Source organism: Microbacterium sp. LWH13-1.2 (assembly GCF_038397735.1).
Taxonomy (GTDB): Bacteria; Actinomycetota; Actinomycetes; order Actinomycetales; family Microbacteriaceae; genus Microbacterium.
Genome location: NZ_CP151635.1, coordinates 1,682,036 through 1,698,190, shown reverse-complemented (window position 1 = coordinate 1,698,190; position 16,155 = coordinate 1,682,036). Strand labels below are relative to the sequence as shown.

Sequence of the window (16,155 nt, the reverse complement as noted above, 5' to 3'; positions counted from 1 at the left end):
CCCATGCCAGATCCTCACCAGGATGTTGACGAGCCTCTCGTGCGCCAGAGCGGGCTGTGCCCGCAGTCGGGGATTGAAGGTTTCCGCTATCTGGCTGGCGATGGGTTCGATGACGACTTCGCGAGGTCCCGGCGCGTGTCGGTAGACGGCTGAACTGCAGGTCAAACATCAGCATCAGGGGCAGGAGTCCGCCCGGATCTGATCTCTTCGATCCAGTCCGCGTACGTCAGCGTGCTGAGTGTGGCTGCCGTACCGGCAGTGAGAGTTCCGTCGCGGATCGCTCGACCGAAACCGCCAGGTAGCGGCACCTCGAGGATGGGCCCGTTGGCTCCGCGATATGCCTCCCTACGGTTCCGGTGCCTCCGGCGATCACGATCCTCATCGAGGTACTTCCTTTGCCTGGGTGACGGGTTGGCGTCTGGTGCGCTCGGGACCGAGGAGGAACAGCGGAAGAACCAGCGTCAGTGCGAGGGAGATCGGTTCACCGATCAAGTCGATCGTGGGCAGTCCGTGCAGATGCTGCAAGTGGTAGACGAGGTGAGGAGCGGAGAACACGATCCAAGCCACCGCCATTGTGCGGGTCGCGGTGACGCTCTTCGAGAGTGCCGCGACGATGCCTCCACCGGCTAGAGCAAGGTACATCGCGCCGACGTCACGGATCAGGTGTTCGTTGAAGGGGCCATCCGTCAGGATCCACTGACCGAACCCCCACGAGGCCGAGCCGTCAGGGAACGTGTCATACCATTCCGCCGGGAACAGCAGCGACCAGGCGCCGATAGCAGCAGCGAAGAGCGAAAGCAGCCACAGGATCAGTCGGCGCCCCGTGAGAGTCAAGCTCATCTGACTCGTGAGTCGTTCCCGCCGCATGAGACTCAGGTGATCCTGAGGTGTCGGCGTTCTTCGAGTTCCTCTGCCGTGACGAAGGTCAGCATCGGTTCACCGGGGACTCCGAACATGGTGACGACGAACCGTGTGGTCTCGTCAGCAAGGTGGTTGCCGTCCTGGTAGTGGATGAGGTCGCCACCCGGTTCCCAGAAGGTTTCGCCGGCGCGCACGACCCGAACCGGCTCGCCCTCGAGTTCGAACGTCACCGCGCCCTCGATGACGTACCCGAAGGCCGGGCCGCTGTGTCGGTGAGGGGGCGTTCCAGGGCTGCCAGGGGGAGAGGTGACGAGGATCGTCATCACCTCGGCAGGCTCAGGGATGTGCGGCCCCGGAACGGTGGCCAGCATCGTGATGATGGGTTCCTTCGAGCTGTCAACGAGGTCGTTGTTGTCTGTCATGTCATTTTCCATTTCTACGCCGATCGATTCGTGGTCAGCGCGCGAGCCACGCGTCGAGGGTTGTTTCGGCCAGTCGGTATGAGAGAGCGGGGTCGTTGCCCGGGGTCAGGGACTGGTCGTTCACGTTTCCGCCGAAGTAGCCGATCGTGGGGTCGACGACGATCTCACGGTTGTCTCCGGCGTCGGCGAGTACGCGACGGCCCAGTTCTACGATCGGAAATGCTTCCGGTCCGGCGAGTTCCCAGGTGCTGTTGGTGGGCGCCTTCGTGGCGACCTCTGCGAGGGCGGCGGAAACGTCTGAAGCCGCGATGGGCTGCATCAGCACCGGCGACAACCGAACGGTCGTCTCGTCTGCCGTGCCCTCAGCGATTCCGGCGATGAACTCGAAGAACTGAGTGGCGCGGACGATCGTGTACGGAGTTGCTCCCTTTTTGACGATCTCCTCCTGAGCGACCTTCGCGCGCATGTAGCCGATGTCGGGAATTCGGTCGGCTCCGACGATGGAGAGCACCACGTGGTGGCCGATGCCGGCGCGCTCAGCCTCCTCAGCGATAGTGCGTGTCGAGGTCTGGAAGAAGTTCATGACGGGCTCGTCTTCGAAAGACGGCGAGTTCGGGATATCCACGACGACGTCTGCGCCGGTGAATGCTTCACGGACGCCCGCGCCAGTGAGCGTGTTGACGCCAGTGGATGGGGACGCTGCAATGACGTCATGCCCGGCATTCTTGAGGAGTTCCACGAGCTTGGCTCCGATCAAGCCGGATCCTCCGATGACTACGATTCTCATGCTGTTCCTTTCGATGCGCGGGCCCGAAGTATGTTGCGGCCCTGTCATTAGAGGTGACCAGCCACGAGCTGGATTTGTGACGGCGACCACTAGCCCGCAGGCCTCGGCAGAGCGCTTGCCAGATTCTGTGACGACACACCCATGCCGTGCTACCAGATGTCAAGGCGCCGAGAACCGCAGGTCTCACCAGGCTGCATAATCAAGAGCGCGGCGAGAAGACGCTGATCGTAGCCTCACCGGGGGACGTCGCCGTCGTCCTTGCTCTCAGACCGCCGCATACTTCACAGGGAGGCTCGGGTATGAACCCAGAGATCATCACCTTCATCATCCTCGGCGCCGCCGTGATCGCGTTCGTGACGAACCGCATCCCGATGGTGATCGTCGCGATGGCGGTGCCCATCGCGTTGTGGGCTACCGGCGTCCTCGCCCTTGGTGAGGCCTTCGCCGGATTCGGTGACCCCATCGTTCTGTTCATCGTCGCGCTGTTCATCGTCAGTGAGGCACTCGATGCGACAGGGGTGACCTCGTGGGTGGGCCAGCAGCTCATGCAGCGTGCGGGGAAGGGGCGTTCACGCCTCCTGATGATTGTGTGCCTGCTTGCCGCAGCACTCTCCGCGGTCATCAGTATCAACGGCGCCGTGGCAGCGCTCCTGCCGATCGTCGTGCTCGTGGCGGTACGGGCAGGGATCGTGCCCTCCAAGATGCTGTTGCCCCTTGCATTCGCGGCCGGCGCGGGCTCCCTTCTGACGCTCACCGGAACGCCGGTCAACATCGTTGTGTCCCAAGCCGCCGAAGAAGCTGGCGGGCGCGCGTTCGGGTACTTCGAGTTCTCCCTCGTCGGCATCCCGATAGTTATCCTGACGGTGGTCCTCGTGCTCGCATTCGGCGACAAGCTCCTTCCAGAGCGCGTTCCGGACCGCCTCGCGGAACCCGCAGACCCGAGTCACGATGCGAAGGCGTGGCGCGAAACCTACGACGTCACACTCGACACCGGGCGCCTCTTCACAGTCGGCGAAGGAGTCGCCGAGGTCCTGATCGCGCCGCGCTCGAGCTTGATCGGCCGCACTGTTTCGCCCGGCATGACTACGCGCCAGGAAGACCTCGTGATTCTGGCTCTCCGACACGGCAGCTGGCAGGGTATCGTCGGCGGGAAGGCAACCCGTGCCGTCACTCTCCAAGCAGGCGATGCCGTCCTCGTTCAGGGCCCGTGGGAAGCGCTACATCGCTACACCGCGTCGCCCGACGTCATCCCAGTGAGCGCGCCGCAGCAGATGCAGCGGACCGTGCCGCTCGGGCGCGGGGCCCGCCGGGCGCTGGTGATCCTCGGCGTGATGGTCGTGCTCCTCGCGACGGGCGTCGTCCCTCCGGTGATCGCGGGGCTGCTCGCCGCCGGAGCCCTCATCCTGACGCGTGTGCTCACCGTGTCGCAGACGTTCTCGGCGATCTCGTGGCCCACCGTCACTCTCATCGCCGGCCTGATCCCGCTGTCGTCGGCGTTCGTGTCGACCGGCGCCGCCGATCTCGTCGGTGAGGCCGTGCTCCAGCTCGTCGGGAACACCTCGCCGTACCTCGCACTGCTCACCATCTGCGTCGCATCGGTGATCCTCGGTCAGTTCATCTCGAACGTCGCGACCGTGCTCGTGATCGCCCCGATCGCCGTCTCGGTCGCATCGAGCATGGACGTCAGCGTGCAGCCGTTCATGATGGCGCTCACCGTCGTCGGAGCCGCGGCGTTCCTGACGCCCATCGCGACTCCCGTGAACCTCATGGTGATGCAGCCGGCGGGATACCGCTTCGGCGACTACTGGCGTCTCGGACTCCCGCTCGCCCTCGTCTACATCGCCGTCGCGGTACTTTACGTGCCACTAATCTGGCCGTTCTGAGAGCAGCGATCGGGCCCGCAAACGAGGGCCGATTCGACTAACTCGCGGCAGCGGGTCGAGCCCTCGCTGACGGCTCATCCAGCGACCAGCGTGGAGGCTCCTCGAGTTGGCGTTGGACGCGGCCTCCGCCCGGCGCTCCTGCACGTCACACCCGTGATGACGTGTTATTCACCGTCGGCGGTTGGTGTCGGATGCCGCAAATAGTCGGGCTACTACGGTGTGCGAATGCGAGGAGCAACCGGGGCGAACGATCTGGGCGGGACTGTGATCTTCCAGAGCCGTGACGGGGTGCTCGTGTGAGGCGGGATCTGCGGCTTCTTCCCGTCGCCGGGGGAGTGTGGGCGGTTGCTCTCGTGTGCGTATTCGCGCCTGCCGCGGCCGGATGGTGTGCGCTCGCGGCAGCAGGTGGAGCGGCCGTCGTATGCGGGCTCGTGCTGCGACGCGCGGATTGCGCAGGGTCCCGTGCCGCTCTCGCGCTCGTCGTGTTCGCGGCGATGGCTGCGGTGTCGATCACCGTCCTGACGGCGGGGCCGGCTCGCGACAGCGCAGCGTCGTGGGATGGGCGTGTGGTCGAGGCCACGGGGGAGGTCACCTCGTCGGCGTCGGTCGGTCGGGACGGGCGTCTCTGGATGGAGGTGCAGCTCACGGGGATCGGGTCGCCGGGGTCGGTGCAGGCGGCCTCGGCGCCGGTGCGGATCGGGATCGATCCGGCTGACGGGTTCGATCTCGGCGCGGCTGTCCGGGTGACGGGAGAGGCTGCGGCGACGGATCCGGGGGAGAGGTCGGCACTGGTCGTGTTCGCGAGCAGCGCGTCGGTCGAGGCGCCCGCGTCGGGGGTGTTCGCGGTGGCGGCCGATGTCCGGGGCGCATTCATCGAGCGCTCATCGCGGCTTCCCGAGCCCGGAGCGGGTTTGCTCCCCGGACTCGCGGTCGGAGACACCCGAGCGGTGTCGACGGAGCTCGGCGACGACATGCGCACGAGCGGACTCAGCCACCTCACGGCCGTCTCCGGGGCGAACTGCGCGATCGTCGTCGGTGCCGCATTCTGGTTCGCGGCGCTGTGCGGAGCGGGGCGCGCGACAAGGGTCGTGGCGGCGGCCGTCGTGCTCGCCGGGTTCGTCGTGCTCGTCACACCGGAACCGAGCGTGATCCGCGCCGCGGTGATGGCCGGTGTCGCGATGCTCTCGTTGCTCCTCGGGCGCCCGAGCGCGGGAACGGGGATGCTCGCGCTCAGCGCCGTCGGCATTCTGATCGCCGATCCCTGGCTCGCCTCGACGCCGGGGTTCGCGCTGTCGGTCGCTGCCTCCGGTGCGCTGATCATGCTCTCGCCGTCGCTGACTCGAGGTCTCGCGCGGTGGATGCCGCAACCGCTGGCACTCGCGATCGCCGTGCCGACCGCCGCGCAGCTGGTCTGCGGATCGGTGATCGCTCTGTTCGCAGAGCAGCAGTCGCTCGTCGGACTCGTGGCGAATCTGCTGGCTGCGCCGGCTGCACCGATCGCCACGATCATCGGGCTGCTCGCCTGTCTCACGGCGCCCGTCTCCGTGGTCGCCGACCTCCTGGCTGCATCCGCGTGGTTGCCCGCCGCGTGGATCGCAGAGACCGCGACCCTCACTGCCGGGCTGCCGTTCGCCCAGATCGTGATGGAGCCCGGCATCGCCAGCGCCGTACTCGTCGCTGTCGTGAGCGGAGCGATCGGGGTCGTCCTCGTCGACGGGGTCCGCAGGGGAAAGGTCGTCCGGGGCGTGGCCTCAGGCATTCTCGCGATCGTGCTCGCTCTGGGCGGTGCGCACGTCGCACTCAACGGCCCCCTGGCGAGTGCGACCAACCCCGAGGCCTGGTCGGTGGCCGCGTGCGATGTCGGTCAGGGCGACGCCCTCGTCATCAGATCGGAGGGCCGCATCGCTCTGATCGACACCGGCCCCGCCCCCGAGCCTGTGGCTGCCTGCCTCCGTACGCTCGGCGTCGATCGGATCGATCTGCTGGTGCTCACGCACTTCGATCTGGATCATGTGGGTGGGGCGGAGGCCGTTCGGGGGCGAGTCGACACGGTTCTGCACGGACCCACGGGCGAGAGCGGCGACGAGACGATGCTGCAGCGCCTCGCCGAGGGTGGGGCGAAGGTGACCTCGGCGGCGGCAGGGCTTCACGGCGAGCTCGGAGCGGCATCCTGGCAGGTGCTCTGGCCGCAGCGCGGATCTGCGGCCTTCCCACCGGGAAACGACCAGAGCGTGGTGCTCGAAGTCGGGGGTGGCGGAGTGCCGCGGTCGCTCTTCCTCGGAGACCTTTCGGCCGAGGCGCAGCGGATGCTGTCGCGCACCGCGCACATTCGGGGGAGCTTCGCGGTGGTCAAGGTCGCGCATCATGGGAGCGCCGATCAGGACGCCGAGCTCTACGTCGACCTGCATCCGATCGTGGCGCTGTTCAGCGCCGGCGTGGACAACGACTACGGCCATCCGCGCGCTGAGACACTCGCTTCTCTCGCGGCCACCGGCGCGCGCGTGCTGAGGACCGATCAACAGGGGCGGCTCCTCGTCGGTCTCGTCGACGGCGTGCTGCAGCTCTGGACCGAGAAGCAGCCGCCATGACCGCGACATCGACGTCGGCGGCCCCCGGTAGGCTGAGAACATGGCTGCTTCTCGTACCCCCTCCCGCGGCGGTGCGAAGACGGCCAAGGTCGCGCAGGTCTCGTGGCGAGAGCCCCGCCCCGCACCCGTCATCCTGGTCTTCGGGCCTGAAGAAGTCTGTGCGGAGCGCGCGATCGCCGGGGTTCGCGATTACCTGCGCGCCGAAGATCCGGCGCTCGAGATCACCGACGTGCGCGCCGACGACTACGCGCCGGGCACGCTTCTCTCGCTCACCTCGCCGTCACTCTTCGGCGAGCCGCGTCTCGTGCGCGTCTCGGGAGTCGAGAAGTGCTCGGACGCCTTCCTCCAGGAGGCCGTGTCATACCTCGATCACCCGCAGGAGGGTGCCACCGTCATCCTTCGGCACACCGGTGCGAGCGTCCGCGGCAAGAAGCTGCTCGACGCGCTGCGCGCCGGCACGGGCGACGGCATCGAGATCCCCTGCCCGGCGATCAAGCGCGACGGTGATCGGGTCGACTTCGCGGCGGGGGAGTTCAAGGCAGCCAAGAAGCGTATCGCGCCCCCTGCGCTGCGTGCCCTGGTGTCGGCGTTCGCCGACGACCTCACCGAACTCGCGGCCGCATGCCAGCAGCTGATCAACGATGTCGAAGGTGACATCACTGAAGACGTCGTCACCAAGTACTACGGCGGTCGAGTCGAGGTGTCGGCGTTCGTCGTCGCCGACACGGCGATCGCGGGGCGCTACGGCGAGGCCCTCATCGCGCTGCGGCACGCACTCGCCTCGGGAGCCGATCCCGTGCCGATGGTGGCCGCCTTCGCGATGAAGCTGCGCACCATGGCGCGTGTCGCCGGAAATCGCGAACCCAGTCGCCAGCTCGCGCAGCGCCTCGGCATGAAGGACTGGCAGGTCGACCGCGCGAAGCGCGATCTCGCCGGCTGGAACGAGCGCTCGCTCGGGATGGCCATCCAGGCCACGGCCCGCGCAGACGCCGAGGTCAAGGGTGCATCGCGCGATCCGATCTTCGCCCTCGAGCGCATGCTCACGGTGATCGCCACTCGGCAGCCGTTCGGAGAGTGAGCCACGTCGCCGTCCGGGGTGATGGCGGCGCGACACTGCTTGGCCGAGAACTCGCCGCACGCCCAGCGCACGCGAAAGAGCCCGCCCCGCGAACGGGACGGGCTCTTGTCACACCCTCAAACGGGGGATCGGCTCAGAGAGCGGAAACCTGCTTGGCGATGGAGGACTTGCGGTTCGCAGCCTGGTTCTGGTGGATGACACCCTTGCTGACGGCCTTGTCGAGCTTGCGGGAAGCAGCCTTCAGAGCAGCCTCGGCTGCAGCCTTGTCACCGGAGACGACAGCGGCGCGCGTCGCGCGGATGTGCGTCTTCAGCTCGCTCTTCACGGCCTTGTTGCGCTCGTGAGCCTTGTCGTTGGTCTTGTTGCGCTTGATCTGCGACTTGATGTTTGCCACGTGTGGACGCTTTCTGTACGGAGTTGTTAGGAATGCCGGCAGAAGAAGAGGGCTTCCACGCGGCGGTCGTGAGGGAAGAACCCACACGCAAGCCAAGAACCAACTCTACCAGCATCAGGGCGTTTCGCCCTAAACGGGGCGCGGGTCGTGCGCGACGACAGTGACGAAACGCGGCGGCGGTATCGAGACTCGGTCGCGCACGGGACGGCACCGGGTGCACAATCATCAATGTCCCGACATCCTCGTCGTGACATCGACGTCAAGGAGCGCCATGACTTCTGCCCTCCCGCCCTGCTCCCGCGCGACAGCGACGACCCCGCAGGCAGCACAGAGGTGAGCGCCCTGAAGAAGGTCGGCGCGCGATGGATGACGGTGTTCACCCTCGCGTGGCTGGCGATCTGGACGGTGCAGCTGACTCCCGTGCAGCTGCTCCTTCCGTTGCAGCTCAACACTTCGGATGATGACTGGATCAGCGGGGTCGTCTCCTCCGGTTTCGTGCTCGGCATCGGGGGACTCGCAGGCATCATCGCCGGGCCCGTCGCGGGCGCGCTCTCCGACCGTGCCGGCGTCGGCAGGCGTCGGAGGCGTCCCTGGGCGATCGGCGGCGTCGTCGTCACTGCTGTGTTCCTCGTCGTCACCGGGTTCAGCGAGGGCCCCTGGGCTGTCGGAGGAGCCTGGGTCGGGGTGACGATCGGTGTGGCCGTGTCGTCGGCCGCGTTCATCGCCCTGATCGCCGACCAGCTTCCCGCGACGCAGCGCGGCGCGGCATCCGCAGCAGTGGGCTCGAGCCAGGCGGTGGGAATCGTGCTCGGCGTCGGACTCGTCGTGCTCCTCGGCCTCGGAATCCGTGACGGCTACCTGCTGCTCGCGGCGGTGATCGCAGTGATCGGCACAGGTGCCGCCCTCGTGCTGCCCGATCCGCCCGCGCCTGTGTCGGCTGCGGCGATCAGGCCCGCAGCGGTCGACAGGGACCGTCGTCTTCTGGCATCCCTTCGCGATCGGGACTTCGCCTGGATGCTGTGGGGGCGCCTGGTCACCAACATCGGCAACGCGCTCGGAACGGCGCTATTCCTCTTCTTCCTGCTCCATGGCCTGCACCAGGAGACGGTCGTCGCGCAGGACAACCTGCTTCTGCTGATCGTCGTCTACACGCTGTTCGTCGTGCTCGCGTCGGTGCTCACCGGAATCGTGTCCGACCGCACCGGCAACAGGCGCACCCTCACGATCCTGGCGACGCTCGTGCAGGCAGCGTCGGGCGTCGTGATCGTCGTCGTGCCGACCTTCGAGGCGACCATGATCGCCGCAGCGCTCATGGGGCTCGGTTACGGAGCGTTCTCGACCGTCGGCCTGGCCTTCGCCGCCGACCTGCTGCCGGATGAGAAGGACCACGCCCGTGACCTCGGGATCGTCAACGTCACTGCCGCTCTCGGCCAGCTGATCGGTCCGGTGCTCGGTGCGGGCCTCGTGGCGCTCGTCGGCGGCTTCTGGCTCGTGTTCGCCGCAGCCGCAGTGCTCTCGCTCGTCGGCGGCGTACTCACCGCTCTGGCGCGACAGCCCGCTCGTCAGAAACAGGATCACCGTCTGTCTCAGGACCAGGCTCCGTCTCGGGAGCCGTGACCCCAGACTCTATCGACGCGACGGCGAGCCGGACGACGGCATTGAAGACATGCGGGCGCATCGCCGTCACGAGGTGCGTCGTGCGCGGGACGACGATGAGCTCGGCGTGCGGCGTGAGCCGCTGGAACAGCGCCTCGTTCACCCGCAGCTGATCCCACTGGCCGTTGACGAACCACAGCGGCACACGGATGCGTCCGACCGCCGTCGCGAGGTCAAGAGCTGAGAGGTTGCGCAGCGCGGTGTCCTGCGTGTCGAGCGCATAGCCGCCGGCCGCGAAGTCGGAGCGCGTCTCTTCGGGGATCGTCGCCTCGAGGATGCGCTTCGTGATCCACATCCCGCGATCGGGCAGGCGATCCACTGCTCTCGCGATGACTCGATAGGCGGCGAGACCCGCACCGCGGGGGAGCGAGGTGCACGACGCTGCGATGAGTCCTGCCACCGGCGGTGTCTGCGCTCCGCCGACATAGGCGAGCGACAGCAGCCCGCCCATCGAGTGCCCCACCAGCAGTACCGGGCCTCGCGTCGCGGCGTCTCGGACGGCGGCGTCTATCGTGTGCAGCGCCTCGTGCAGCGTGAAGTCCTCCGCCATGCGCGTCCCGTGACCCGGAAGATCGACAGCGACCGCGGGGATGCCCTGCTCCTCGAGGAACGCGAGCTGCGATCGCCACATCGTCGCGGACGTACGGATGCCGTGCACGAAGACGATCTGGACGCTCACGCGTTCAGCATAGAGAAAGCGGGGCCGGTGGATGAACCACCGACCCCGCTTCCCGAAGAACTGATCGAGTCAGTCTTCGCAGGAATTACTTCTCGTATCCCACGTTCTCCACCGGCGTGATGCCGAAGAGGTCGAGACCCACGTAGGGCTCGGGCGTGAGGTTGGCGAGGCCTTCCTTGACGGTCCAGATCTCCGGGCCGTTGAGGACCGGGATGATGCCCCAGGTCTTCGCGAAGATCTCGGACTCCATCTCCATGGCCTTCTTGGTCTGCTCGACCGGGTCGGAGATCGTCTCGAGCTCGTCGTGGATCATCTTGTCGATCTCCTCGGTGCCGGTGCCCGACAGGTTCAGGCCGCTGTCCGAGCAGTACAGCTGGCAGAACCAGGCAGCACCGAACGGGTCGGACGACGTGAAGTTGAGGAAGAAGATGTCACCGTTCTGCGTGGTGTAGTCCTCGGCGAAGTCGGCGGACGGACGGGTGTCGATCGTCACCTCGACGCCGACCTCCTTCAGCTGCTGCTGCACGGCCAGCGAACGGGCGCGGGCGGTCTCGGTGTCGGAGTGGACCGGGAAGACGAGCGACAGACGCACGCCGTCCTTCTCGCGGATGCCGTCGGAGCCTGCGACCCAGCCGGCCTCATCGAGAAGCTTGTTGGCGCCCTCGGTGTCGCCGTCCTTGCGACCGGCCTCTTCCAGAGCGTTCACGTAGTCAGGCTGGAACGAGAACAGCGTGAGGGACCCGGCGGGCTCCTCGGTGTAGTTCAGGCCGTTGAAGACGATGTCCTTGACCTGCTCGATGTTGATCGCCTCGAAGACGGCCTTGCGGACATCGAGGTCGGCGAGTGCGGGGTTCGACGAGTTGAGCGTGAAGATCGCGTTCGCGGTCGCCTGACCCTTGTAGGTCTTGACGCCCTCGAGGCCCTCGACCTGAGCGAGCAGCTCGGCGCTGCCGGTCTCGGCCATGTCGACCTCGCCGTTGCGCAGAGCGTTGACCGCAGCCGTCGGCTCCATCTGGATGAAGGAGACCTTGTCGAGCAGCGGAGCGTTGCCCCACCACTTCTCGTTCGGGACGAGAGTGACGACGCCGCCGGTCTTGTCGAAGTTGTCGACCGTGTAGGGGCCAGCGCCCCACTCCGGGTGCCAGTCGCCGAGGAACGCCGTGTTGAAGAGCTCAGGCGTGTTGACGGCGGGGTGCAGGAGCTGCGAGTAGACCATCTCGGGCCAGGCGAACTCGCCCTTGAAGGTGACGATGACGTCGCGGTCGTTCTCGCCGGCCTCGACGGACTCGATCTCCTTCCAGCCGTCGGTCGCGTTCGGCTGGTACTCCTCGTTCGTGCCGTTGTTGGCTTCCCAGGTGGCCTTGAAAGCGGTGACGTCGATCGGAGTGCCGTCGTTCCAGACAGCCTTCTCGTTGACCTTGAAGTGCAGGACGGTCTTGCCGTCTTCGACACCGAAGGAGTAGTCGTCGAGGTACGCGTCGTTCTTCTTGACGGTGCCGTCAGGATCCATGAGCAGGATCTGCGGGCGGAACCACGTTCCGACCTGGGTGACGCGAGCGTCGCCGTCGCTGTGGAAATAGTTCAGCTGCTCGGCGATGTTCGAGATGGGGATGCGGAGTTCGCCACCCTCTGCGAGGTTCTCGCGGGGCTGCGGGTTGTAGTCCGCGCCCTCGACCGTCTGAGCTTCGCCTTCGCCGCTGTTGCCGCCGCCGTTGCCTGCCGGTGCACACCCGCTCATGACGAGTGCGAAGGCGGCGCCGAGAGCAGCGATGCCCATCAGCTTCTGATGCCGTTTCATGGTACTCCTTAGTGCCTGTCGGCCTTACTTGGGATAGGGGCAGACTAACCCCGCATGTTGGGGGCGAAACCCCTGCGACACGGAACCGTTATCGGACCGTGCACATCGCTCGCCGGTCAGCCTGCCGCGACTGCCTCGGCGTCGAACCCCTCGACGGGGAGGATGATCCGCTCGCGGGTGCGCTCGATGTCGGGATCCGGAATCGGGATCGCCGAGAGCAGCGCCTTCGTGTACGGATGCTGCGGATCGTCGAACACCTGATCGACATCGCCGTGCTCGACGAACGATCCCTTGTACATGACCGCGACGCGATCGGCGATGTGGCGGACCACGGCGAGATCGTGCGCGACGAAGAGGTACGACAGGCCGAGCTTGGCCTTGAGCTCGTCGAGCAGGTTGATGACACCGGCCTGGATCGAGACGTCCAGGGCCGACACCGGCTCGTCGAGCACGACGATCTTGGGGTTCGTCGACAGCGCGCGGGCGATGCCGATGCGCTGGCGCTGTCCTCCCGAGAACGCCTGCGGGAAGCGGTCGCTGTGTGCCGGGTCGAGACCCACGAGTCCCATGAGCTCCTCGACGCGGTCGAACACGTCGTCCTTGCTCATACCGATCGCGAACATCGGCTCGGCGATGATGTCCCAGACCGTCATGCGGGGGTCCAGTGCGCCCATCGGGTCCTGGAACACGATCTGCAGGTCACGACGGAGCTTGCGCTCCTCCGCCCGGTTCTTGATGTCGGCGACGCTCGTGCCGCCGATGCGGATGTCGCCGTCCTCCTGGGTGACGAGATCCATGATCTGCAGCAGGGTGGTCGTCTTGCCGCTGCCGGACTCGCCGACGATCGCGAGGGTCTCGCCCTGACGGATGTCGAAGCTGATGCCCTTGACCGCGCGCACCTCGCCTACCTTGCGCTTGAAGAAAGCACCCTTCATCAGCGGGAACGTCTTGTTCAGGTTGACGGCCTCGAGCGTGATCGGTCGTTCCTCGCGCGGCACCTTGGCGAGCGAGCTCTCAGGGATCTCCGGGACGGGGAACACCGGCAGTCCGCCGATCTTCCCGTCGTCATCGATGTCGTTCGCGCGGATGCAGGCGACAGAGTGATTCGCGTGGCCACTCGTGGTGACGGGCAGCAGTTCGGGCTCGCGCTCACGGCATGCGTCGATCGCGATCGGGCAGCGAGCCGCGAAGGGGCACGCGTCCGGCAGGTTGATCAGCAGAGGCGGGTTGCCCTTGATCGGGATCAGCGGCACCTTCTCGGTCTTGTCCACGCGAGGGATGGCCCCGAGGAGGCCGATCGAGTACGGCATCCGGGTGCGGTAGAAGAGCTCGCGCACCGGCGCCTGCTCGACGGGCTTGCCCGCGTACATCACGAGCACGTCGTCGGCCGTCTTCGCGACCACGCCCATGTCGTGGGTGATGATCATCATCGCGGCGCCGGTCTCGGCCTGGGCCTTCTCCATGAGCTCGAGGATCTGCGCCTGGATGGTGACGTCGAGAGCGGTGGTCGGCTCGTCGGCGATGATCAGCTTCGGGTCGTTGGCCATCGCGATCGCGATCACGACGCGCTGGCGCATGCCGCCGGAGAACTCGTGCGGGAACGCCTTCATGCGGCGCTCGGCCTCGGGGATCCCGACGAGCTTCAGCAGCTCGACCGAGCGGTCCCAGGCCTCCTTCTTCGACAGTCGGCGGTGCACGGTCAGTGCCTCGATCAGCTGGTCGCCGATCGTGAAAACCGGGGTGAGCGAGGTGAGCGGGTCCTGGAAGACCATCGCCATGCCGTTGCCGCGGATGACCGAGAGCTGCTTGTCGGTCTTGCCGAGCAGCTCCTGGCCGTCGTAGACGATGGATCCGGTGACCTTGGCGTTGTCGTCGAGCAGGCCCATGATCGCGAGCGACGTGACGGACTTGCCCGAGCCGGACTCGCCGACGATGCCGAGCGTCTTTCCCGCTTCGAGGTCGAACGAGACGCCGCGCACGGCGTCGACGCGGCCCGCTTCGGACGGGAAGCTGACCTTGAGGTCGCGGACGGACAGAACAGTACTCATGCGCGACCTCCAGCCGCCGAGGTCGGATCGAGGGCGTCGCGCAGACCGTCGGCGATGAGAGCCATCGAGACGGTGAGCAGCGTCAGCGCCGCCGCGGGGAAGTAGAACAGCCACGGAGCGCTCACGAGCGTGCTGGAGCCGTACCCGATGAGCGCACCGAGCGAGACATCCGGCAGCTTCACACCGAAGCCGAGGAACGAGAGCGCGGTCTCGGTGAGCACGGCCGAGACGACGCCGAGCGTGAAGTTGATCACGAGCAGCGAACCGATGTTCGGCAGCATGTGGCGGATGACGATGCGCATGCCCGAGAGACCGGCGTACCGTGCGGCGTGCACGTACTCGCGCTCGCGGATCGAGAGCGAGAGCGTCCAGATGATGCGGGCAGGGAAGAACCAGCCGACGACGAAGATCATCACGAGCGAGATGACGAGCCAGTTTCCGCCGGCGTCGTTCGAGATCATCGCGAGGATCAGGAAGTTCGGCACCACCATCATGAAGTGGATGATCGCGAGCATGATCCGCTCGTATCGGCCGCCGAAATAGGCGGCGGTGGCGCCGACGAGCGCCGATACGACCGTGGTGCCGATCGCGACGAGCGCGGCGATCATCATGGACCGCTGGAGTCCGACGGCCACCTGGGCGAAGTTGTCGTTGCCCGATCCGTTCGTCCCGAACCAGTGCTCGGCCGAGGGCGCCTGGCGCAGCGCGAGGAAGTCGAGGTCGGTGTGCGAATAGGGAGCGATGAGAGGCCCGACGATCGCGAACACCACCAGCAGAGCCAGGATCACGACGCCGATCAGCGCGCCGCGGTTGCGCATGAAGCGACGCCTGTACAGCGTCAGCATGGAGGTCCGCTTGCGGTTCTTCGGACGTTCGGGCGTTTCCGCGATCTCGGGGGAGACCCCGATGCTTTCCAGAGCCATCAGCTCACCCGCACTCTCGGATCGAGGACGACCACGGCGATATCCGCGAGGATGGCGCCGATCGCCGTCATCAGGGCGCCGAATGCCGCGACCGCGACCACGCCGTGGATGTCGTTGTTGTTGAGGGTCTGGATGAAGTAGCGACCCATTCCGTTCCAGTTGAAGATCGTCTCCGTGAGCACCGCGCCGGTGAAGACCGCGGGGATCGTGAAGGCGACCTGCGTCGTGACCGGGATCAGCGATGTCCGCAGCGCGTGCTTGCGGATCGCCTGCTGCTTGGTCAGGCCCTTCGCGCGCGCCGTGCGCACGTAGTCGGCCTTGATGTTGTCGAGCAGCAGCGAGCGCTGCAGGAAGTGGATGGACGCATATCCCGTGAGCACGAGGCCCAATGTGGGGAGCGTCAGATGCTGCAGCACATCTATGAGGACGGGGAAGAAGCCCTCCACCCCCTGACTGGACGAACCCACCACGTAGAAGACCGTCGTGCCGACGGCGTTGTTGAAGTTGATCGCCAGGAGGACCAGGGCGAAGCCTGCGACCACCGTGGGGATGTTCATCGTGATGATGCTGGTGCCCTGACCGATACGGTCGGCGAGTTTGTACTGCCGCGAAGCGGTGTACACGCCGAGGGCGATGCCGAGGATCGTCGTGATGATCGTCGCACCGAGCACGAGCTCGGCACTGATCCAGACGCGGTAGGCGACCTGCTCGTTGACGGACTCACCCGTGGGGCTGAGACCCCAGTTCCAGTGGAAGAGGATGTTGGACAACCACGTCCACCACCGCTCGATGAGAGGTACCGACTCGCTCAGGTTGCGCGGACGCAGGAGGTTGTCGATCTGATCCGCCGACAGTGGAGGACGCCGCCCGACGTAGTTGTTCTCCGGGTCGAGATAGAGCCACGCGAGGAAGTAGGTGATGTTCGTCGCGATGACGATCATCAGCACCCAACCGAACAGGCGGCGCAACAGATACTTGATCAAGGTGATGATTCTTTCTCTTCTACAGGCGCGCGCGGGATCCGCCGACGCAACGCTG

The 16,155-nt window shown here is 66.4% G+C and carries 13 protein-coding genes; 4 read left to right on the top strand and 9 right to left on the bottom strand.

Annotated elements, in window-relative coordinates:
* Positions 1-378: 378 nt before the first annotated feature.
* Genes MRBLWH13_RS07980 through MRBLWH13_RS07970 form a run of 3 tightly spaced genes read right to left on the bottom strand, consistent with a single transcriptional unit; the run spans position 379 to position 2,070 of the window.
* A complete protein-coding gene (locus MRBLWH13_RS07980; protein ID WP_341957877.1) occupies positions 379-840 on the bottom strand; it encodes a hypothetical protein in 462 nt (153 codons plus the stop codon).
* Between the two features lie 32 nt (positions 841-872).
* Positions 873-1,283, bottom strand: coding sequence for a cupin domain-containing protein (locus MRBLWH13_RS07975; RefSeq protein ID WP_341957875.1), 411 nt, complete (start codon positions 1,281-1,283; stop codon positions 873-875).
* A gap of 34 nt (positions 1,284-1,317) precedes the next feature.
* Positions 1,318-2,070 (bottom strand): SDR family oxidoreductase, encoded by a 753-nt coding sequence (locus MRBLWH13_RS07970; protein WP_341957873.1) that lies wholly within the window; start codon positions 2,068-2,070, stop codon positions 1,318-1,320.
* Positions 2,071-2,369: 299 nt separating this feature from the next.
* Between MRBLWH13_RS07970 and MRBLWH13_RS07965 the strand changes: the two genes are divergently transcribed.
* The 3 genes from MRBLWH13_RS07965 to holA all read left to right on the top strand — a co-directional run bounded on the left by MRBLWH13_RS07965 (position 2,370) and on the right by holA (position 7,619).
* A complete protein-coding gene (locus MRBLWH13_RS07965) occupies positions 2,370-3,953 on the top strand; it encodes an SLC13 family permease (protein WP_341957870.1) in 1,584 nt (527 codons plus the stop codon).
* Between the two features lie 353 nt (positions 3,954-4,306).
* The gene (locus MRBLWH13_RS07960) at positions 4,307-6,541 is read left to right on the top strand and encodes a ComEC/Rec2 family competence protein (RefSeq protein ID WP_341957868.1); all 2,235 of its coding nucleotides are present in this window, start codon (positions 4,307-4,309) and stop codon (positions 6,539-6,541) included.
* Between the two features lie 40 nt (positions 6,542-6,581).
* Positions 6,582-7,619, top strand: a complete 1,038-nt coding sequence (gene holA, locus MRBLWH13_RS07955; protein WP_341957866.1) for a DNA polymerase III subunit delta — start codon at positions 6,582-6,584, stop codon at positions 7,617-7,619.
* A 133-nt stretch (positions 7,620-7,752) separates the two neighbouring features.
* On the opposite strand, the gene rpsT is transcribed toward holA, so the two are convergent.
* Positions 7,753-8,013 carry a 30S ribosomal protein S20 gene (gene rpsT / locus MRBLWH13_RS07950; RefSeq protein ID WP_053096545.1) on the bottom strand — a complete coding sequence of 87 codons (261 nt, stop codon included), beginning with the start codon at positions 8,011-8,013 and terminating at the stop codon, positions 7,753-7,755.
* A gap of 228 nt (positions 8,014-8,241) precedes the next feature.
* Between rpsT and MRBLWH13_RS07945 the strand changes: the two genes are divergently transcribed.
* A complete protein-coding gene (locus tag MRBLWH13_RS07945) occupies positions 8,242-9,630 on the top strand; it encodes an MFS transporter (protein ID WP_341957863.1) in 1,389 nt (462 codons plus the stop codon).
* Here MRBLWH13_RS07945 and MRBLWH13_RS07940 read toward each other — a convergent pair.
* From MRBLWH13_RS07940 to MRBLWH13_RS07920, 5 genes are all read right to left on the bottom strand, one after another.
* Complete coding sequence (locus MRBLWH13_RS07940; protein ID WP_341957861.1) at positions 9,548-10,348, bottom strand: alpha/beta hydrolase; 801 nt, start codon at positions 10,346-10,348, stop codon at positions 9,548-9,550. The genes MRBLWH13_RS07945 and MRBLWH13_RS07940 overlap by 83 nt on opposite strands.
* 85 nt (positions 10,349-10,433) lie before the next feature.
* Positions 10,434-12,146, bottom strand: coding sequence for an ABC transporter family substrate-binding protein (locus MRBLWH13_RS07935; RefSeq protein WP_341957858.1), 1,713 nt, complete (start codon positions 12,144-12,146; stop codon positions 10,434-10,436).
* Positions 12,147-12,262: 116 nt separating this feature from the next.
* A complete protein-coding gene (locus tag MRBLWH13_RS07930) occupies positions 12,263-14,194 on the bottom strand; it encodes an ABC transporter ATP-binding protein (protein WP_341957855.1) in 1,932 nt (643 codons plus the stop codon).
* Positions 14,191-15,117: an ABC transporter permease gene (locus MRBLWH13_RS07925; protein ID WP_341957853.1), complete on the bottom strand. Its 927-nt coding sequence runs from the start codon at positions 15,115-15,117 to the stop codon at positions 14,191-14,193. Before MRBLWH13_RS07925 ends, MRBLWH13_RS07930 begins: the two co-directional genes overlap by 4 nt.
* Positions 15,117-16,100, bottom strand: a complete 984-nt coding sequence (locus MRBLWH13_RS07920; RefSeq protein WP_341957852.1) for an ABC transporter permease — start codon at positions 16,098-16,100, stop codon at positions 15,117-15,119. The genes MRBLWH13_RS07925 and MRBLWH13_RS07920 overlap by 1 nt, the downstream gene beginning before the upstream one ends.
* Positions 16,101-16,155: the final 55 nt, after the last annotated feature.